At 70.1% G+C, this 19887-nt stretch carries 18 protein-coding genes; 13 read left to right on the top strand and 5 right to left on the bottom strand.

What is annotated here, in order from left to right; genetic code table 11:
- The 3 genes from pqqD to pqqB are packed head-to-tail and all read left to right on the top strand — an operon-like array spanning position 1 to position 2194.
- Positions 1–252: a pyrroloquinoline quinone biosynthesis peptide chaperone PqqD gene (gene pqqD, locus A4R43_RS22955; protein WP_418190743.1), complete on the top strand. Its 252-nt coding sequence runs from the start codon at positions 1–3 to the stop codon at positions 250–252.
- Positions 243–1334 (top strand): pyrroloquinoline quinone biosynthesis protein PqqE, encoded by a 1092-nt coding sequence (gene pqqE, locus A4R43_RS22960; RefSeq protein WP_113694227.1) that lies wholly within the window; start codon positions 243–245, stop codon positions 1332–1334. The genes pqqD and pqqE overlap by 10 nt, the downstream gene beginning before the upstream one ends.
- Positions 1331–2194 carry a pyrroloquinoline quinone biosynthesis protein PqqB gene (pqqB, locus tag A4R43_RS22965; RefSeq protein ID WP_113694228.1) on the top strand — a complete coding sequence of 288 codons (864 nt, stop codon included), beginning with the start codon at positions 1331–1333 and terminating at the stop codon, positions 2192–2194. The genes pqqE and pqqB overlap by 4 nt, the downstream gene beginning before the upstream one ends.
- On the opposite strand, the gene A4R43_RS22970 is transcribed toward pqqB, so the two are convergent.
- On the bottom strand, positions 2191–3165 hold the full coding sequence (locus A4R43_RS22970) for an aldo/keto reductase (protein ID WP_113694229.1): 975 nt from the start codon (positions 3163–3165) through the stop codon (positions 2191–2193). The two genes, pqqB and A4R43_RS22970, sit on opposite strands and share 4 nt — an antisense overlap.
- Before the next feature lie 93 nt (positions 3166–3258).
- Here A4R43_RS22970 and A4R43_RS22975 point away from each other — a divergent pair, with 93 nt between their 5' ends.
- A complete protein-coding gene (locus A4R43_RS22975; RefSeq protein WP_113694230.1) occupies positions 3259–3777 on the top strand; it encodes an ArsR/SmtB family transcription factor in 519 nt (172 codons plus the stop codon).
- Positions 3774–5033, top strand: a complete 1260-nt coding sequence (locus A4R43_RS22980; RefSeq protein WP_113694231.1) for an MFS transporter — start codon at positions 3774–3776, stop codon at positions 5031–5033. The genes A4R43_RS22975 and A4R43_RS22980 overlap by 4 nt, the downstream gene beginning before the upstream one ends.
- Before the next feature lie 605 nt (positions 5034–5638).
- Here A4R43_RS22980 and A4R43_RS22985 read toward each other — a convergent pair.
- Both A4R43_RS22985 and A4R43_RS22990 read right to left on the bottom strand, forming a co-directional pair.
- Complete coding sequence (locus tag A4R43_RS22985; RefSeq protein ID WP_113694232.1) at positions 5639–7048, bottom strand: amidase; 1410 nt, start codon at positions 7046–7048, stop codon at positions 5639–5641.
- An 8-nt stretch (positions 7049–7056) separates the two neighbouring features.
- Positions 7057–7977, bottom strand: coding sequence for a D-2-hydroxyacid dehydrogenase (locus tag A4R43_RS22990; protein ID WP_113697813.1), 921 nt, complete (start codon positions 7975–7977; stop codon positions 7057–7059).
- 172 nt (positions 7978–8149) lie between these two features.
- Between A4R43_RS22990 and A4R43_RS22995 the strand changes: the two genes are divergently transcribed.
- The 4 genes from A4R43_RS22995 (at position 8150) to A4R43_RS23010 (ending at position 11855) form a co-directional block, all read left to right on the top strand.
- On the top strand, positions 8150–8878 hold the full coding sequence (locus tag A4R43_RS22995) for a maleate cis-trans isomerase family protein (protein ID WP_418190744.1): 729 nt from the start codon (positions 8150–8152) through the stop codon (positions 8876–8878).
- A gap of 45 nt (positions 8879–8923) precedes the next feature.
- Positions 8924–9637: a maleate cis-trans isomerase family protein gene (locus tag A4R43_RS23000; RefSeq protein ID WP_113694234.1), complete on the top strand. Its 714-nt coding sequence runs from the start codon at positions 8924–8926 to the stop codon at positions 9635–9637.
- Between the two features lies 1 nt (position 9638).
- Positions 9639–10307 (top strand): GntR family transcriptional regulator, encoded by a 669-nt coding sequence (locus A4R43_RS23005; protein ID WP_113694235.1) that lies wholly within the window; start codon positions 9639–9641, stop codon positions 10305–10307.
- A gap of 78 nt (positions 10308–10385) precedes the next feature.
- Positions 10386–11855, top strand: coding sequence for an apolipoprotein N-acyltransferase (locus A4R43_RS23010; protein ID WP_113694236.1), 1470 nt, complete (start codon positions 10386–10388; stop codon positions 11853–11855).
- Positions 11856–11916: 61 nt separating this feature from the next.
- On the opposite strand, the gene A4R43_RS23015 is transcribed toward A4R43_RS23010, so the two are convergent.
- Entirely contained in the window at positions 11917–12975 is a 1059-nt protein-coding gene (locus A4R43_RS23015; protein ID WP_113694237.1) for a tartrate dehydrogenase, read from the bottom strand.
- A complete protein-coding gene (locus A4R43_RS23020; protein WP_113694238.1) occupies positions 12972–14435 on the bottom strand; it encodes an NAD-dependent succinate-semialdehyde dehydrogenase in 1464 nt (487 codons plus the stop codon). Before A4R43_RS23020 ends, A4R43_RS23015 begins: the two co-directional genes overlap by 4 nt.
- A gap of 102 nt (positions 14436–14537) precedes the next feature.
- Here A4R43_RS23020 and A4R43_RS23025 point away from each other — a divergent pair, with 102 nt between their 5' ends.
- The 4 genes from A4R43_RS23025 (at position 14538) to A4R43_RS23040 (ending at position 19827) form a co-directional block, all read left to right on the top strand.
- Entirely contained in the window at positions 14538–15794 is a 1257-nt protein-coding gene (locus A4R43_RS23025; protein ID WP_113694239.1) for an aspartate aminotransferase family protein, read from the top strand.
- Between the two features lie 13 nt (positions 15795–15807).
- A complete protein-coding gene (locus A4R43_RS23030; RefSeq protein WP_113694240.1) occupies positions 15808–16311 on the top strand; it encodes a DUF3830 family protein in 504 nt (167 codons plus the stop codon).
- Between the two features lie 559 nt (positions 16312–16870).
- Positions 16871–18271, top strand: a complete 1401-nt coding sequence (locus A4R43_RS23035) for an FAD-binding oxidoreductase (protein WP_113694241.1) — start codon at positions 16871–16873, stop codon at positions 18269–18271.
- A 2-nt stretch (positions 18272–18273) separates the two neighbouring features.
- Positions 18274–19827, top strand: coding sequence for an acetolactate synthase large subunit (locus A4R43_RS23040; RefSeq protein ID WP_113694242.1), 1554 nt, complete (start codon positions 18274–18276; stop codon positions 19825–19827).
- Positions 19828–19887: the final 60 nt, after the last annotated feature.

Here is a 19887-nt window from a genome sequence, read left to right on the forward strand (position 1 = left end):
GTGAAACCCCGTCTGCGCCGCGGTGTCCGGCTCACCTACGACAAGGTTCGCGAGACGCACGTGCTGCTCTACCCGGAAGGTGTGCTGGTGCCGAACAAAACCGCCGCCGCCGTGCTCGAGCTGTGCGACGGCGAAAGCACGGTCGCCGACATCACCGCGGCGCTCGGCAAGCACTACCGCGGGGTGCAGGAGGCGGACGTGAACGGTGTGCTGTCACGCCTGGTGGAACGGCGGGTGGTCGAATGGCTGTGAAGCCCGCGGAGCCACCACTGGGCATGCTGGCCGAGCTGACCCACCGCTGCCCGCTGCACTGCTCGTACTGCTCCAACCCGATCGAGCTGGTCACCAGGGAGCGCGAACTCGACACCGGCCAGTGGCTTTCCGTGCTGTCACAGGCACGCGAGCTGGGCGTGCTGCAGGTGCACCTGTCCGGCGGTGAGCCGCTGGCGCGGCCCGACCTGCCGGAACTCGTCTCGCACGCCAGCGAACTCGGCTGCTACGTCAACCTGGTGACCAGCGGTCTCGGGCTGACCGAAAAGCGGCTCGACGACCTCGCCGACCGCGGCCTGGCCCACATCCAGCTGTCCGTGCAGGGCGCGGACGCCGAGCGCGCGGACCGGCTCGCGGGCACCAGGGCACACGAGCACAAGCTCACCGCCGCCGCGCTGATCAAGCGCGCCGGGCTGCCGCTGAGCGTGAACGTGGTGCTGCACAAGCAAAACCACGACCAGCTCGCCGGGATCATCGCACTCGCCGAACGCATGGGCGCCGACCGGCTCGAACTGGCGAACACGCAGTACTACGGCTGGGCGCTGAAGAACCGGACCGCCTTGATGCCGACGCGTGAGCAACTCGCGGCCGCCGAACCGGTCGTGCGCGCCGCCACCGAGCGCCTGCGTGGCGCGATGGAGGTCATCTACGTGGTCGCGGACTACTACGAGCCGTACCCGAAACCGTGCATGTACGGCTGGGGCGCGCGGCAGCTGACCGTGGCGCCCGACGGTGACGTGCTGCCGTGCCCGGCGGCGACCGCGATCACCACGCTCGAACTGGACAACGTCACCCGGAAACCGTTGCACGACATCTGGTACCGCTCGAGTTCGTTCAACGCCTACCGCGGTGAGGACTGGATGAGCGAGACCTGCCGCTCGTGCGACCGGCGCGGCGCCGACCACGGCGGCTGCCGCTGCCAGGCCTTCCTGCTGACCGGGGACGCGGCGGCCACCGATCCGGTCTGCTCGCGCTCGCCGGACCGCGAGCTGGTCGACCTCATCCTGGCCGCGCCACCACCGGCGGTCGAGCCGGAGCTGGTCATGCGGCGGGTGGCACGATGAAGGTCCTGCTGCTCGGCACCGCCGCCGGAGGCGGTTTCCCGCAATGGAACTGCGCATGCTCGTTGTGCACTTCGGACGCTCCACATCGGACGCAGGACTGCGTGGCGATCAGCGCGGACGGGCGCGGCTGGTACCTGCTCAACGCGTCGCCGGACATCCGCGCGCAAATCCTCGGCTCGCCCGTGTTGCGAGCCGGGCCAGGGCCACGCGAGACACCGTTGCGTGGTGCGCTGATCACCGACGCCGAGCTGGACCACACGCTCGGGCTGGTCATGCTGCGCGAAGCGCCGTCGTTCGGCGTCTGGGGACCGGACGCCGCGCTGCACGCGATGCGCGGCGCGTTACCCGTTGGCCGCTACGGGGATTGGCGGTTTTCCCCGGTGGCACCGGAAATCGGCGGCCTGCGGGTGTCGGCGCTGCCGGTCAGCGACAAGAAGCCGAAGTACGCGCGTGATTCCACTATGGACGGCCCTTGGGTGGTCGCCTACCGGATCGAGGACCCGGCCACCGGTGGTGTGTTCGTCTACGCGCCCTGCCTGGCGGCCTGGCCGCCCGGCTTCGACGAGTTCACCGACGGTGCCGACTACGTGCTGCTCGACGGCACCTTCTACGGCGCCGACGAGATGTCCGGGGCGACCCGCGCCGGAGTCGGCACCCAGGCGCAGCGCGCCATGGGGCACGTACCGATCTCCGGCGCGGACGGCAGCCTCGCCCGCATCCGCGACCGCCCGGGACCACGCTGGGCCTACACGCACCTCAACAACACGAATCCCGCGCTCGCCCCGGATTCCCCGGAACACAAGGAAATCCTGGCCGCCGGCGCCGAACTGCCGCTCGACGGCACACTGCTGGACCTCTAGGCGACGCCCTCCGGATTGGCGCCTTCGACCTGCACGGCGCCGGCGGTGAGGCGCTCGATCTCGGCCAGGTCCGCGGCGCTCAGGTCGACGTCCGCGGCGGCCAGGCTCTCGGAGATGTTCTTCGGCTTGCGGGCACCGACGATCGCCACGTGCACACCGGGTTGCGCGAGCACCCAGGCGATCGCCAGCTGGCTGACCGTGATGTTCTTGGTGGCCGCGAACTCCTTGAGCCGGTCCACCACTTCCAGGTTGCGCCGCAGGTTCTCGCCCTGGAACGCGGACGACTTGGAACGCCAGTCGTCGCTGTCGAAGGTGCTGTCCGGCGTGAGCGCACCGGTGAGCAGGCCGCTGCCGAGCGCGCTGTAGGCGAGCACGCCGATGTTGTGCTCGCGCGCGTACGGCATCGGATCCTGCTCGATCGCGCGGCGGAACAGGTGGTACGGCGGCTGGAGCGTCTCGACCGGCCGCGTCGCGTCGAAGGCGGCCAGCTGCCGAGTGTCGTAATTGGACACTCCGGCGTGCCGGATCTTGCCCTCGTCCACCAGTTCCTGGAGCGCCGACGCGGTTTCCTCCGCGGGGGTGTCGGCATCGGGCCAGTGCACCTGGTACAGGTCGATGTGGTCCAGCCCGAGGTGTCGCAGGCTTTCCTCAACGCCGCTGCGCAGCGACTTCCGTCCGGCGTCACGCGAGCGCTGCTCGCCCGGGTAGATCCCGCCCTTGGTGGCGATCACCAGACTGTCGCGGTCACGGGTCAGCTCCTCGCGCAACGCCTTGCCCAGCAAGGCTTCCGACTTGCCGAAGCCGTAACCCTGTGCGGTGTCGAAGAAGTTGACGCCGAGTTCGCGCGCGTGCCGGATGGCCTCGATCGCGGTGTCCTCGTCGAACGCGCCCCAGTCCCCACCGAGCTGCCAGGTCCCGAACGCGATCCGGGAAACCTCCAGCCCGCTCCTGCCCAAAGTCGTCGTACGCATGCGCCCAGCGAAACACAGGCGGGGCGCACCCGCATGCCGCAACCCCCAAAGAAGTGTTTGACAGCTGGCGGTCGCCGCCCGACACTCGGTCGCATGCCGGAGAAGGCCCCGCTGCTGGAGCTGCGCGTGCTCGCCCACCCGCTGCGCCTGCGCATCCTGTCGCTGCTCACCGGGACCGCGATGAGCGCCGCCGAAGCCGCTCGTGAACTGAACGAGACGCAGGCCAACGTGAGCTACCACCTGCGGCGGCTGCACGAGGCGGGGCTGCTCGAAGTCGCCGAGGAGGTCCGCATCCACGGCGGGCTGGCGAAGCGCTACCGGCACGTCCCCGGCCGCGGACCCGCCTGGGACCACGGTGATCGCGAGGGCGAGCAGCTGTTCGCCGAGGCGCTGGCCGGCGAGTTGCGGCGGCGCACCGAGCACCGCTTGCCGTCCGGCCGATCCGCCATCACGGACGCCGAAGTCTGGCTGAGCCCCGACGACTGGGCACGCGCCGTGCGATTGGCGCACGAACTCGGCGAACTGCTGCACGACGCCGCCCGCCCACCACGCACGCCGGAAACCCAACGGGTCAGCGCCACCATCGCCCTGTTCGAGATGACCGCGTCATGAGCCTGCGCGAACCGTTGCGGCACCGCAGTTTCCGCTGGCTGCTGGCCGGGCGGACCGGCGCCGAACTGGCCAACGCGATCGCACCGGTGGCGCTGGCGTTCGCGGTGCTGGACCTGACCGGCTCGGTGGTCGACCTCGGCCTGGTGGTCGGCGTGCGGTCGCTGGCGAACGTGATCCTGCTGCTGTTCGGCGGGGTGCTGGCCGACCGGCTGCCGCGGGCGGTGATCCTGCAGGGCACCGGGGTGGCCGCCGCGCTCACCCAGGGCCTGATCGCGGCGAGCGTGCTCGGCGGTTTCGCGTCGATCCCGCTGTTGCTGGGGCTGAGCGCGCTCAACGGCGCGGTGAGCGCGATGTCACTGCCGGCCGCGGCTTCACTGACCCCGCAGACCGTGCCCGCGACGCTGCTCACGCCGGCGAACGCGCTGGCGCGCATGGGCGCGAACACCGGGCGCATCATCGGCGCCGCACTGGGCGGGGTGCTGGCGGCCGGGGTCGGTGCGGGGTGGGCCATCGCGGTGAACGCGGTGGTGTTCCTGTTGTCGGCGGCGGGTTATCGCGGGGTCCGGATCGTGCGGCGGGTGCGCGAGGAGCGGTCGAACCCGCTGAAGGACCTGGCCGAAGGCTGGCGGGAGTTCACCGCGCGGTCGTGGGTGTGGGTGGTGGTGGCGCAGTTCACCGTGGTCAACGCGGTGATCATGGGGAGCCACGCGGTGCTCGGCCCGAAGGTCGCCGACGACACGGTGGGGCGCGCGGGATGGGGTTTTGTGCTGGCGGCGGAAACACTGGGGGCGTTCGTCGGCGGGGTGCTGGCCGCGAGGTGGCAACCGCGGCGGGCGCTGCTGATCGGGGTGGCGGTGATCAGCGTCGAGGCGGTGCCGCTGGTGGTGCTGGCGGAGCTGCCGTCGCTGGTGCCCTTGCTGGCGGCGATGTTCCTGGCGGGGATCGCGATCGAGCAGTTCGTGGTGGCTTGGGATGTTTCCCTGCAGGAGAACATTCCGGAGGACAAACTGGCGCGGGTCTACTCGTACGACATGCTGGGCTCGTTCATCGCCATGCCGGTCGGCGAAATCGCCGCGGGGCCGCTGGCCGCGCGCTTCGGCGCGGACGTGACTTTGCTGGCCGGAGCACTGCTCGTGTTGGTGAGCACCGCTCTCGCTTTGTGCAGTGCGCAGATCCGATCGCTGACGAGAAAGGCCGCGCAACCCGCCTCCGTCACCGGCCCGATCCCTTCGACCGACCACACCCCGACCCCGTAGCCACTCTCCGCTCATCCCGGGGGCGGACTAGGCGGTGTCACGAATGTGGCTTTCGAGACGTTTGGCGTCCCGAAAGCCACATTCGTGACACTGGCGCCGCCCTGGCGCTGCTGGCTCGCGCTCGTCGGCGGAGACTTTCGCGAAGCCCGATCTCGTATCTGACGCGTGATCCGAAAAGAGAGCGATGCTCACCGAAGTGAGCACCGCTCTCGAAGCCGCCAAGCGCCCACTCCGCCAGAGCCTCCGCGAAAGCCTCGCCGCCAATGGGCCGCCACAAAGACTCACCGCGAAAGACTTGCCGCGGAAGGGACGGCAGAAGGCCGCCGTGCAAGGCCCGCTGTAGAAGGCCTGCCGCGAAGGCCGCCGCAGAGGCCCGCCGCGAAAAGGGTCGCCACAGAAGGCCCGCCGCGGGAGGGGCGCCGCAGAAGGTCCCCGCGGAAGGCCCGCTGCGAAAGGGCGCCGCAAAAGACTCAGCGCGAAAGACTCGCCGCGAAAGGGGCGCCGTGGAAGGTCCGCCGCGGGAGGGGCACCGCGGGAGGCTCGCCGCGAAAAGGCCCGAAGGTCAGCCACCAAAGGGGCACCCGCCGAGCCCTACAGCGGAAACGTCACCGGCGCGGCGCCGCTGGCCGATCCGTAGTCCGCGGAATGACCTCTTCCACCAGCTTCGCGACCGCCAGTACCAAATCGTCCGAATGCCGCGGCCCGACGATCTGCAACCCCACCGGCAAACCCGCCGCCGTAAACCCGATCGGCACGCTGATCGCCGGCTGCTGCGTCAGGTTGAACGGGTACGTGAACCGCGTCCACTCCGGCCAGGTCTGGTACGAACTCCCCGGCGGCACATCGTGCCCCGCCTCGAACGGCGAGATCGGCATCATCGGCGTGATCAGCACATCGTGCCGCAGGTGGAACTCGCCCATGTGAATGCCCAGCGCGGCCCGCACCGCGCTCGCCTCCAGGTAGTCGCCCGCGGAGAACGTGTGCCCGTGCTCCCAGACCCGCCGCAGCCCCTGGTCGATCAGCTCCGCCGACCCCTCGGGGAACGTGTCCAGCCACTTCGCCGCCCCCGTCGACCACAGCACGTCGAACGCGTCCAGCGGGTCCGCGAACCCCGGGTCCGTCTCCTCGATCCGCAACCCCGCCTCGTTCACCGCGGCCACCGCCGCCAGGGTGATCCGCGCGATCTCCGGGTCCACGTCCACATACCCGAGGTTCGCCGAGTACGCCGCGTTCACCCCGCGCACATCCCGCCGCACCGCCTCGCGGTACGAACTCACCGGCGGCGCCAGCGCCGACGGATCGCGGTGATCCGGCAACGCCAGCACATCGAGCAGCAACGCCACGTCATCGACCGAGCGCGCCATCGGACCGGCGTGCCCCAGCGGCCCGAACGGGCTCGCCGGATACAGGGGAATCCGCCCGTGCGTCGGCTTGAAGCCGACGATGCCGCAGAACGACGCCGGAATCCGCACCGAGCCACCGCCGTCGGTGCCCACCGACAGCTCACCCATGCCCGCCGCGACCGCCGCCGCGCTGCCGCCGCTCGAACCGCCCGCGGTGAGCGCCGGATCCCACGGGTTGCGGGTGATGCCGTTCAACGTGTTGTCGGTGACGGCCTTCCAGCCCAGTTCGGGCGTGGTCGTCTTGCCGAGCAGGACCAGCCCGTGCTCGCGCAGCCGCGCGGTGACCGGGCTGTCGACCTCCCACGGGCCGGCCGGGTCGATGCACCGCGAACCGCGCTGCGTCGGCCAGCCCTGGGTGAGGAACATGTCCTTGATCGAGGTCGGCACCCCGTCCAGCCAGCCGATCGGATTGCCCTCGCGCCACCGCTGCTCGGCCAGTTTTGCCTGTTCCAGCGCGGAATCGGCGTCGACAAGGCAGTACGCGTTGAGCTCACCGTCCCGCTCGGCGATCGCATCGAGGGAGGCCTGGGTCGCCTCCACCGGCGACAGCTCCCCGGACCCGTAGGCCGCGACGAGCTCACTGGCCGTCAGCAGGGTCCCCGACTCGTTCATGGTCCTCCTCAGTTGCTGCCTGACGGCACGTAGCCCAAACGCTTGTCCACGACATTACGAAGCGGCTGCCCGGTGCGCCACCGCTCGAAGTTGGCGGCGAACACCTCGACCAGCGTGTTGCGCCAGCCGATGAAGTCCCCGGACATGTGCGGGGAGATCAACACGTTCTCCATGGTCCACAGTGGACTGTCCGAGGGCAGCGGCTCGGTGTCGAACACGTCCAGCGCGGCCCCGGCCGGACGGCCGTCGCGCAGCGCGCCGATCAGGTCCTCGGTGACCACCAGCTCGCCCCGCCCCACGTTGACGAACCGCGCGCCGGGCTTCATCGCGGCGAAGGCCCGCGCGTCGAACATGCCCTTGGTCTGCTCGGTCAGCGGCGCCACCGCGATCACGTAGTCGTAGTCGCCGAGGTGCGTGGTCAGTTCCGCGGACGCGTGCACCACGCCGAAGTCCGGATCGGACTCGCGGGCCGTGCGCCCGGCACCGGCCACGGACAGCCCGGCGGCACGCAGCAGGCGGGCGATCGACCGGCCGATCGGCCCGGTGCCGACCACCAGCGCGCGCCTGCCGGAGATCCGCTCGGTCTCGCGGTGCAGCCAGGTCCGCTCCTGCTGGAGCTGCCGCGACCGCGCGAAGTCCTTGGCGAAGGCGAGCACCACACCCAGCACGTACTCGGCGATGGCGTCGTCGAACACGCCTCGCGAGTTCGTCAGCACCACGTCGCTCTCGCGCAGGCCGGGGAACAGCACGGGATCCACGCCGGCGCTCGCGATGTGCAGCCAGCGCAGCTTGTCCGCGGCCTCCCACGCGCCGGGCACGGCGGTGGACAGGAAGTCGTAGACGAAGAGGATGTCAGCGCCGTGTAACGCCTTCTTTAAACCCGCCTCGTCGGTGTAACGCACCGCGGCCGCGTGCTCGATGCTGTCCATGTCCGGGGGGTGCTGGTCGCCGCACAGCACCGCCAACACCGGGGATTGGGTGCCGATCACCGTTGACACGGTATGAGCCGGTCGTATGATTGTCAACAATCCGAGGAGCCACCCCGGAGGCTCTCTGCATTCCTGAAGACGTCACCGCGGAGGCTTGGCCTTGGATTTCGAAATGCCCGTGTTCGACGGCCCGCTCGCGCAGCGGGGCATCGGGGTGATCGCCCCGTTCGACCTCGCGCTGGAGCGCGAGCTCTGGCGCTGGGTGCCGATGGAGGTCTCCCTCCACCTGGCCCGCACGCCGTACGAACCCGTGCCGGTGAGCATGGAGATGGCGCAACTAGTCAGCGACAGCAAGCACCTCGCGGCCGCCACGCGTGACGTGCTTCACGTGGAACCAGAGGTGGTCGCCTACCTCTGCACGTCCGGCAGCTTCGTCAACGGCATCGACTACGAGCGCTCGCTGTGCAAGGCGATCTGCGACGCCGGGGCGCCGGACGCGGTCACCACCTCCGGCGCGCTCGCCGAGGTGCTGCACCGCCTGGACCTGCACAAAGTCTCCGTGCTGACGCCGTACGACGAGGACCTGACCGGCAAGCTGCACGACTTCCTGGCCGAACTGGACGTGAAAACGGTGTCCAGTGACCACCTCGGCCTCGGCGGCGGCATTTGGAAGGTGAGCTACCGGACCATCGCCGAGCGCATCCTCGCCGCCGACCACTCCGAGGCCGAAGCGGTGTTCGTCAGCTGCACGAACCTGCCCACCTTCGACCTGATCGAGCCGCTGGAGGCGGCGCTCGGCAAACCGGTGCTGACCGCGAACCAGCTCACCATGTGGGCCTGCCTGATGCGGATGGGCCTGCCGATCGTCGGCCCCGGGAAGTGGTTGCGTGACGTTTCGTAGCGTGGTTCGTTAGGATTGTCGACAATCTGCAGGAGGTGCTCGAGCTTGACCACGATCGGCTTCATCTACCCGGACCACGCGGCCGAGGACGACTACCCGCTGGCCGAGCGCCTTCTCGGACAGCGGTTCCCGGTCGAGCACATCTACGGCACGGACCTCCACGCCGTGCCGGAGCTGCTCGATCTCGGCAGCCCGGAGCGCCTGAAGGAAGGCGCCGGACTGCTGGCCAAGCACGAGCCGGACGCCGTGGTGTGGGCGTGCACGAGCGGCAGCTTCGTCTACGGCTGGGAGGGCGCGCGCAAGCAGGCCGACCAGCTCGCCGAGGTCGCCGGGGTGCCGTCCACCAGCACTTCCTTCGCGTTCGTCGAAGCGGCCAAGGCGCTCGGGGTGCGGAAGGTGGCCGTCGCCGCCAGCTATCCCGACGACGTCGCGCGGCTGTTCGTCGAGTTCCTCGGCGCGGGCGGGGTCGAGGTGCTCAGCATGTCCAGCGCGGGCATCGACACCGCGGCCGAGGTCGGCGAGCTGAGCCCGGAGGCGGTGGTCGAGCTGGCGGTCGCGCACGACCACCCGGAGGCCGACGCCGTGCTCGTGCCGGACACCGCGATGCGCACGCTCGGCGTGCTCGGCGCCATCGAGGACCGGCTCGGAAAGCCGGTTCTCACCGCGAACCAGGTGACCATCTGGGAAGGTCTTCGCCAGGCCGGCGCCCCGGTGGCGTCCGCCGAGCTGGGAGCTCTGTTCCGGGACAAGGGAAACTGACATGCCGCTGGCCGACATCGAACCGGTGAACCGGGAGTCCACCGCGGGCATCATCGCGCGGCAGCTCCGCGACGCGATCATGAACGGCGCGCTGCCGCCCGGCACGCAGCTGGGCGAGACGGAGCTGGCCTCGCGGTTCCAGGTTTCGCGTGGCCCGCTGCGCGAGGCGATGCAGCGGCTGGTCTCCGAGGGGCTGCTGCGCAGCGAACGGCACCGCGGGCTGTTCGTGATCGATCTCGAGCCGGACGACGTGTACGACATCTACGTCGCGCGGGCGGCGATCGAGCGGGCGGCGGCGCTGCGGATCATGCGCGGTGACCGGGAAAAGGCCGCCGCCGCGCTCGACGAGATCGTGCGTGAAATGGCCGCGGCCGCCGACGAGGACGACCCGACCGCGCTGTCCGACGCCGATCTGCGCTTCCACGAGGTGCTGGTCGCCGAATCCGGCAGCCGCCGGCTGATGCGGATGACGCAGACGCTGCTGATCGAGACCCGCATGTGCCTTTCGATGCTGCAGCAGACCTACCAGCGGGTCGAGGAACGCGTGGACGAGCACAACCAGCTGATCGACGCCATCCGCGCCGGTGACGAGGAAACCGTGCTGAAGCTGCTGGAAGCCCACATGGAGGACGCCGTGCAGCGGCTGCTGCCGGGCACCACGCTGCACTGAAATCCCTGACGAAAGTCAGGGCCGGGCGGCGACGGTCGGCCGCTGTGCCGCCCCCGTCCCGGTTCGTAGCGTCACCCGGTGACCAAAACGAAGCTGCTCTGGTGGTCCGGCGTCGCCCTGCTCGCGCTGACCGTGCACACCAACTGGGCCAGTCCGCTCGCGGCCTGGCTGTTCGCCATCCCACTGCTCCTGTTCACCTTCGCCGCGCGCCGCGGGCTGCTCAAGGTGCTCGGCGCGCTCGCCATCGGCACGCTCGTCTGGCTGGCGGCGACCACGTTGTTGTTCGTGCCCGCCGCGCTGCTCGCCTTCGCCGTGCTCACGTTGCTGCAGTGGCTGGCCTTCGTCGCGCACCGGCTGCTCACGCCGCGCCTGCCCGGTTTCCTGGGCACGCTGGTCTTCCCGGTCACGCTCGCCGGTGCCGAGTACCTGTTCCCGCTGGTGGTCCGGTTCGGTGACTACGGTGCGCTCGGGTCCACTCAGCACGCCAACCTGCCGCTGCTGCAGCTGGCCTCGGTCACCGGCGTGTACGGCATCACGTTCCTGATGGGCTGGTTTGCCTCGACCGCGGTCTGGGCCTGGGAAACCCGCAACGCGCGCCGGTTCGTGGTCTACGGCTTGGTGCTGGCCGCGGTGTTCGCCGGGGGCGCCGCCCGGCTCGCCTTCTTCGCGCCCGCGGACACTTCGGTGCGCGTCGCCGCGGTGAGCCCGACCCGCGCGGCCGACGAGCGCACCGCGAGCGCACTGTCCACAATGGAGGTTGAATACTGGCGGGCGGGCGCGGTGGTGGCCGCGGATCCCGGTGGCGTCCGCGCGGCCTTCGCGCCGGTCACCGACGACCTGCTCGAGCAGACCCGCCGCCAGGCCGTGGCGGGCGCGAAGATCGTGCTCTGGCCGGAAACCCACGCCCGCGTCCTGGAGGGGGACCAGCGTGAACTGCTCGACCGCGCGACCGTGATCGCGCGGGAAACCGGCGCCTACGTCAACCTGGCGTACGCGATGTACACGGCCGAAGCGCCGAACATCCGCAACCTCAGCACCATGATCACGCCGTCCGGTGAGATCGCCTGGACCTACGACAAGAGCCAGCCGACGCCCATGGAGCCGATGACACCCGGGCCGGGTGTGGTGCCCACTGTGGACACTCCGTACGGCCGGATCGCCGGGGTCATCTGCTACGACGCCGACTTCCCGCACCTCATGCGCCAGGCCGCCGACAAGGGCGCGGACCTGCTGCTGGTGCCCGCCAACGACTGGGCCGAGTTCTCCGAGCTGCACGCGGAAAAGGCGGTCTTCCGCAACGTCGAATACGGCTATTCGATGCTGCGCGACTCCGCACACGGGTTGTCCACAGCTGTGGACGCGCAGGGCCGGGTGCTCGCCAGCACGGACTGGTTCCGGACGGACCAGCAGACCCTGGTCGCCAACCTGTCGGTGCAGGCTCGTACCGCCACCGTCTACAGCACCGTCGGGGACGCCTTCGCGTGGCTCTGCCTGGCGGGCGCCGGTGCCCTCACCCTCGCCGCCCTACGCCGCCGTCCGGGGCTGTGAACGCAATGAATGTGGCTTTCATAGCGTCAGGCGCAATGAAAGCCACATTCATTGCACGGGCTCAGGTGAGGGCGTCCGCGATCGCGCTGCCCAGGTCGGTGGTGGTGGCGCTGCCGCCCAGGTCCGGCGTCGCCACCGAGCCGTCGGCCAGCACCTTTTCCACCGCCGAGTTGATCGCGCGGGCGGCCGCCGCCTCGCCGAGGTGGTCGAGCATCATCGCGCCCGCGAGCACCTGGGCCACCGGGTTCGCGATGCCCTGCCCGGCGATGTCCGGCGCGCTGCCGTGCACCGCTTCGAACATCGACGGGTGCTCCCCCGGCGGATTGATGTTGCCCGACGGCGCCATGCCGAGCCCGCCGGTCACCGCCGCCGCCAGGTCGCTCAGGATGTCCCCGAACAGGTTCGACGCCACCACCACGTCCAGCCGCTCCGGGTGCTGCACCATGCGCGCCGCCAAGGCGTCCACATGGCACTGTTCACTGTGGACATCCGGGTATTCGGCGGCGATCTCGGCGAAGATCTCGTCCCAGTACGGCATCGAGTGGATCAGCCCGTTCGACTTGGTCGCCGAGCACACCCGGCCGGTCCGCGTCTTCGCCAGCTCGAAGGCGTACCGGATGATCCGCTCCACGCCGACCCTGGTGAACACCGACTCCTGCAGCACGAACTCACCGGGCTGCCCGGTGTTGTGCCGCCCGCCGAGCTGGGAGTACTCGCCCTCGGAGTTCTCACGGACGATCACCATCTCCAGCTCCTCGGCCGACCGCCCGGCCAGCACCGAAGTGGTGCCGGGCAGCAACCGCACCGGCCGCAGGTTCACGTACTGCGCGAACGCGCGCCGCAGCGGGATCAGCAGGCCCCACAGCGAAACGTGGTCCGGCACGCCGGGAAAGCCGACCGCGCCGAGGAAGATGCCGTCGAACGCGGCCAGCTGCGCGACCCCGTCCTCCGGCATCATCCGCCCGGTTTCGGTGTACCGCTCGCAGCTCCAGTCGAACTCGGTCCACCGCAACGAAAACCCGTGCAGCCCGGCCGCGCGGTCGAGCACCTTGCGGGCCTCGATGGTGACGTCGACGCCGATGCCGTCGCCGGGAATGCTCGCGATCTGGTACTCGGTCACAGGTTCACCGCGATGTACTTGGTCTCGAGGAACTCGTCGATGCCGAACTTGCCGCCTTCGCGGCCCAGCCCGGAGGCCTTGATGCCGCCGAACGGCGCCGCCGGATTGGACACCAGGCCCTGGTTCAGCCCGACCATGCCGGACTCCAGCCGCTCGGAAACCCTCAGCGCGCGCTTGATGTCGCTGGTGTAGAGGTAGCTGACCAGGCCGTATTCGGTGTCGTTGGCCGCAGCGAGCACCTCCTCCTCGGTGTCGAAGATATAGATCGGCGCCACCGGGCCAAAGATCTCCTCGGTGGCCATGTCGGCGTCGAGCGGGACCTCGGTCAGCACGGTGGCCTGGTAGAAGTTGCCCGGACCGTCCACAGTGGCCCCACCGGTGAGCACCTTGGCGCCGCGCTCCACCGCGTCGCGCACCAGGCCGCTGACCTTGTCCACCGCGGCCTGGTCGATCAGCGGGCCGACCACCACGCCGTCCTCGGTGCCGCGGCCCATCGGCAGCGCGGCCATCTTCTCGGTGAGCCTGCGGCCGAACTCGGCGGCCACGCCCTTCTGCACGTAGATCCGGTTGGCCGCGGTGCACGCCTCGCCGATGTTGCGCATCTTCGCCAGCATCGCGCCCTCGAGCGCGGCGTCCAGGTCGGCGTCGTCGAACACGATGAACGGCGCGTTGCCGCCCAGTTCCATCGAGGTCCGCAGCACCTTGTCGGCGCACTGCTCCAGCAACTTCCGGCCGACCGCGGTCGAGCCGGTGAAGGACAGCTTGCGCGCGCGGCCGTCGCGGATCAGCGGCTCCATCACCCCACCGGAGTCGCTGGTGGTCAGCACGTTGAGCACGCCTTCCGGCAACCCGGCCTCGGCCAGGATCTCGGCCAGCGCCAGCATCGACAGCGGGGTCTGCGCGGCCGGCTTGATGATCATCGTGCAACCCGCCGCCACCGCCGGGCCGATCTTGCGGGTGCCCATCGCCATCGGGAAGTTCCACGGGGTGATCAGCAGCGACACCCCGACCGGCTGCTTGGCCACCAGGAACCGGCCGGACCCGTTCGGCGCCACCGAGTAGTCACCGCCGATGCGCACCGCCTCCTCGGCGAACCACCGGAAGAACTCCGCCGCGTAGGCGATCTCGCCACGCGACTCGGCCAGCGGCTTGCCCATCTCCAGCGTCATCAGCAGCGCGAGTTCCTCGGTGCGGTCCACCAAGGACTGGTAGGCGCGCCGCAGGATCTCGCCGCGCTCACGCGGCGCCGTCCGCGCCCAGTCCGCCTGCGCCGCCACCGCCGCGTCGAGCGCCGCCATGCCGTCCGCCGGGGACGCGTCGGCCACCTGGCACAGCGCTTCACCGGTGGACGGGTCGAGCACCGGGAAGGTCCGGCCACCTTCCGCGGCGGTCCACTTCCCGCCGATGAAAAGTTCCTTCGCGACCGTGTCGACGACCCCGGCCTCGCTGATCTCGCCCATCACTACCGCTCCTGTCCGCATTCATTGCGCCCGGTCCGATGGCCATGCTATGCATATTGTCAACAATCGACAAGAGACCCCGTCCGAAGGAGCACCGCTGCCATGGCCCAGCTCTCCCCCCTGCTCAAGCAGGCCACCCCGGTCGTCGTGGACCACGGCGAGGGCACCTATCTGTTCGACAGCGAAGGCAGGCGGCACCTCGACTTCACCGCCGGCATCGGCGTCACCAGCACCGGGCACTGCCACCCGAAGGTGGTCGCCGCCGCCCAGGAGCAGATCGGCAAGCTGATCCACGGGCAGTACACCACCGTGATGCACAAGCCGCTGCTCGAACTGACCGAGCGCCTCGGCGGCGTGCTGCCGCCCGGGCTGGACTCGCTGTTCTTCTCCAACTCCGGCAGCGAGGCGGTGGAGGCGGCCCTGCGGCTGTCGCGCCAGGCGACCGGCAGGCCGAACGTGATCGTGTTCCAAGGCGGGTTCCACGGCCGGACCGTCGCCGCCGCGTCGATGACCACCTCGGGCACCCGGTTCAGCGCCGGCTTCTCGCCGCTGATGTCGGGCGTGCACGTGGCGCCGTTCCCCTACGCCTACCACTACGGCTGGGACGAGAAGACCGCGACGAAGTTCGCGCTGCGCGAGCTGGACTACCTGTTCGCCACGCTCACCGCGCCGAACGAGGTGGCCGCGTTCTTCGTCGAGCCGGTGCTCGGGGAGGGCGGTTACGTGCCGGCCAACACCGAGTTCATGGCCGGGCTGCGCGAGCGCGCCGACAAACACGGCATCCTGCTGGTGCTCGACGAGGTGCAGACCGGCTTCGGCCGCACCGGCAAGTTCTGGGGCCACGACCACTTCGACGTGCGGCCGGACATCGTGCTCATCGCGAAGGGCCTGGCCAGCGGCTTCCCGCTGTCCGGCATCGCCGCGTCGCAGGAGCTGATGTCGAAGGCGTGGCCGGGTTCGCAGGGCGGCACCTACGGCGGCAACGCGGTTTCGTGCGCCGCCGCCTGCGCCACGCTCGACGTGATCGCCGAAGAGGGCCTGGTCGCCAACGCCGCCGAGCGCGGCACGCAGCTGCTCGACGGTGCCCGCCTGATCGGCGACAAGAACGCCGCCATCGGTGACGTGCGCGGGCTCGGGCTGCTGGTCGGCTCGGAGTTCACCACCGCCGACGGCGAACCGGACACGGTCACCGCGCAGGCCGCGCAGAAGGCCGCCGCCGAGCGCGGGCTGCTGCTGCTCACCTGCGGTGCCTGGATGAACGTGGTCCGGATGATCCCGCCGCTGGTGGTCACCGCCGAGCAGGTCGACGAGGCGCTGGGCATCTGGGCCGAGGTCGTCGACACCGTCACCAAGAGCTAGAAGGAGCACTGGGTTGGCCCGCTACATCACCATCACGCTCGACAAGCGCGGCGTTTCCTGCCGCGCGCGGCTGCTCGACGCCGAAGCCCCGCGCACCTGCGAGGCGGTGTGGAACGCGCTGCCGCAGAGCGGCTCGGCCTACCACGCGAAGTACGCGCGCAACGAGATCTACACGCTCGTGCCGCCGTTCGCCCAGCCCAAGCCGGGGCGGGAGAACCCGACCGTCACGCCGATCCCCGGTGACGTCGTCTACTTCGGCTTCGAGGCGTGGGAGATCGGCAATCCCGCGTACGGCTACGACGAGGGCAGCGAAGCCCACAGCGACCAGGGCGCGACCGATCTCGCGCTCTTCTACGGCCGCAACAACCTGCTGATCAACGGGGACGCGGGCTGGGTGCCCGGCAACGTGTTCGCCACGATCGAGGAGGGCCTGTCCGAGATCGCCGCGGCGGCGCAGGATCTGTGGCTCCGCGGCGTCGAGGGCGAGACGCTTTCCTTCGCCCGCGCCGAAAACTGAGCCCGGCGGGTGGGCGCGGCCGGGTCCGCGCCCACCCGATCAGGTGATCTCCCGGCATTTACTTTGCGCAAGAATTCGATCACCCGTCCGGGCAGGCTCACTCCACCAATGCCGCATTCAGGTGGCCATCACGCACAGTGAGCACAACTACCCCGGGTAACACGCGCCCGTCGAGGGACCCCGCCGTCAAACCCGAAGGACTTACGTGTTTAGCCTGAGGGGTTGCTTGCAGAGCCGAAGCAACCACCCCGGCACCCGGGCGGCTTTTTGACAGCACGCCAATCCGGCTGCGAATCTCGGAATCGCTTTCGAAAGCAATTCACGTTCGAAATCAACCTTTTCCGAGGAGTTCCCACCCATGCAGATTTTCGCCGCCCACGCCCACCACGCCGACGACATCATCACCAGCGCGCTGGCGTGCCTGGCACACCTCGTGGGCTGGCTCGTCTGAGTCGCTCCGGCAGAACATGAAAGGTCTTCATAGCGGGATTCGTCCGGCCCGTACTACCCTGCGGTAACCAGGTCTCGGCGCAGAGGTGAGAGGACGGTCGACACCGCCATGAACGACAGCGGTTCCGGGGGTTTCGAACAACGCCTCGCCGACATCGTCGGCCAGGCCAACCTGCTCACCGGCGAGGCCGTGGGCGAGGACTACGCCCACGACGAATGCCTCACCGTGGAGCCGGCGAAACCCCGCTACGTGGCCAAACCGGCGACCGCCGAAGAAACCGCGGAACTGCTCAAGGCCGCGGGCGAGCACCGGGTTCCGGTGACCGCCCGCGGCTCGGGCAGCGGCCTGTCCGGCGCGGCCAGGCCGCGGCCCGACGGCCTGCTCATCTCCTTCGAGCGGATGAACCAGGTGCTCGAAGTCGACGCCGACAACCACGTCGCCGTGGTGCAGCCCGGCGTCACCCTGGCCGAACTGGACGAGAAGACCGCCGCGGCCGGGTTGTCCTACACCGTCTACCCCGGTGAGCTGAGCGCGAGCGTCGGCGGCAACGTCGGCACCAACGCGGGCGGCATGCGCGCGGTGAAGTACGGCGTCACCCGGCACAACGTGCTCGGCCTCCAGGCCGCGCTGCCCAGCGGTGAGCTGATCCGCACCGGCGGCAAGACCACCAAGACCTCCACCGGGTACGACCTCACCCAGCTGATCATCGGCTCCGAGGGCACGCTCGCGCTGGCCACCGAGGTGATCGTGCGGCTGCACCCGCGCCTGCCGCACGGCGCCACCGTGCTCGCCCCGTTCGGTGATCTCGACCAGGTGGTGCGCGCGGTGCCGAAGATCATCGCCAGCGGGCTGGACCCGCACATCCTGGAGTACATCGACAACCTGACCATGGCCGCGATCGTCTACAAGGAACAGTTGTCGCTCGGCGTGCCGGACGAGGTCAGGGACGCGTCGCAGGCCTATCTGGTGGTGTCGCTGGAAAACCGCGACAACGACCGGCTGCACGCCGACGTGGAGATCCTCGGCGAACTGCTCGGCGCGCTGGGCGCCGCCGACGTGTACGTGCTGGAAGGACCGGCCGCCCGCAAGCTGATCGAGGCGCGGGAGAAGGCGTTCTGGACGGCGAAGTCGGTCGGCGCGGACGACGTGATCGACGTGGTCATCCCGCGCGCGGAGATGCCCGCCTTCCTGGCCAAGGTGCGGGAGCTGGCCACCGCCAGCGAGTCGGGCGCGGTCGGCTGCGGGCACGCCGGGGACGGCAATGTCCACTTGGGAATCTTCCAGAAGGACCCGGCCAAGCGGCGCGCGCTGCTGCACGAGATCTTCGCGGCGGGCATGGCCGCCGGTGGTTCGATCTCCGGTGAGCACGGCATCGGCCACGCCAAGAAGGAGCACTTCCTCGAACTGGAGGACCCGGCGAAGATCGAGCTGATGCGCCGGATCAAGCAGTCCTTCGACCCGCTCGGCATCCTCAACCCGGGCGTTCTCTTCGACCAGGAGTCACAGTGAGCATGAACGGCGCGCAGTCCCTCATCCGCACCCTCGTCGAGGCGGGGGTGGACGTGTGCTTCGCCAACCCGGGCACCTCCGAAATGCACTTCGTGGCGGCGCTGGACGCCGTGCCGGAGATGCGCGGGGTCCTCGCGTTGTTCGAAGGCGCGGTGACCGGGGCGGCGGACGGGTACGCCCGCATCGCCGGACGGCCGGCGGCGACCCTGCTGCACCTCGGCCCCGGCCTGGCCAACGGCATGGCGAACCTGCACAACGCGCGGCGCGCGCACACGCCGGTGGTCAACGTCATCGGCGACCACGCGATCGGCCACAAGAAGTACGACGCGCCACTGGAATCCGACATCGAGGCGCTCACCGGCACGCTGAACGGCTGGACGCGCCGCTCCGCGCACACCGCCGACGTCGGCGCGGACGCGGCGGCCGCGGTCGCCGCCGCGCAGGACGCGCCGGGCCGGGTGGCCAACCTGATCCTGCCCGCGGACGTTTCCTGGGGCGAGGGCGGGAAGACCTGCCCGCCGGTGCCCGCGCGCGTGCCGAAGGAAGTGGACGAGACCACCATCAAGCAGATCGCCGAAGTGCTGCGCACCGGGGAGTCGGCGGCGCTGCTGATCGGCGGTGCGGCCTGCCGGGAGACCGGGCTGCGGGCGGCGAGCCGGATCGCCGCGGCGACCGGTGCCAAGCCGTTCATCGAGGTTTTCCCCGCGCGCCTCGAACGAGGTGCCGGGCTGCCCAACATCGAGCGGCTCGGGTACCTGGCCGAGCACGTCGAGTACCAACTGCAGGGCGTCAAGCACCTGATCGTGGCCGGCGCGAAGGCGCCGGTGTCGTTCTTCGCCTACCCGGGCAAGCCCAGCGACCTGGTGCCCGAAGGCGCGCACGTGCACACGCTGGCCGGGCTCGAAGCGGACGTGGTCGGCGCGCTGCAGGACCTGGCCGACGTGGTCGCCGCGGACACCGAACCCGTGCTGCAGGAGGAAAAGCGGCCCGCGCTGCCGAGCGGTCCGCTGACCCCGCAGAACTGGGTCGAGGTGATCGGGGCGCTGCTGCCGGACAACGCGATCATCTCCGACGAGGCGAACACCTCCGGTGTGCTGCTGCCCGCGGCCACCGCCGGCGCGCCGCGGCACGACGTGCTCACGCTGACCGGTGGCGCGATCGGCCAGGGCATCCCGGTGGCCACCGGCGCGGCGATCGCGGCGCCGGACCGGCCGGTGATCAACCTGCAGTCCGACGGCAGCGCGCTGTACACGATTTCGGCGCTGTGGACGCAGGCGCGGGAGAAGTCGAACGTCACCACGGTGCTGCTGAACAACCGGGCGTACGCGATCCTGCGGATGGAGCTGCAGCGCGTGGGTGCCGACGGTTCCGGCCCGAAGGCGGCGGAGCTGCTGGACCTTTCGGGGCCGGACATGGACTTCGTGAAGATCGCCGAGGGCATGGGCGTGCCCGCCCGCCGGGCGACGACCACCGAGGAGCTGGCGGACGCGTTCTCGTGGGCGCTGGCCGAGCCGGGCCCGCACCTGATCGACACGATCGTGCCGCCGCTCGTCTGATTTTCACAGGGTCTTCTCAGAAAGATCTTCGGTAACTGACGGTTTCGCCCGGTTCACTGG

The organism is Amycolatopsis albispora, from assembly GCF_003312875.1.
Classification (GTDB): Bacteria; Actinomycetota; Actinomycetes; order Mycobacteriales; family Pseudonocardiaceae; genus Amycolatopsis; species Amycolatopsis albispora.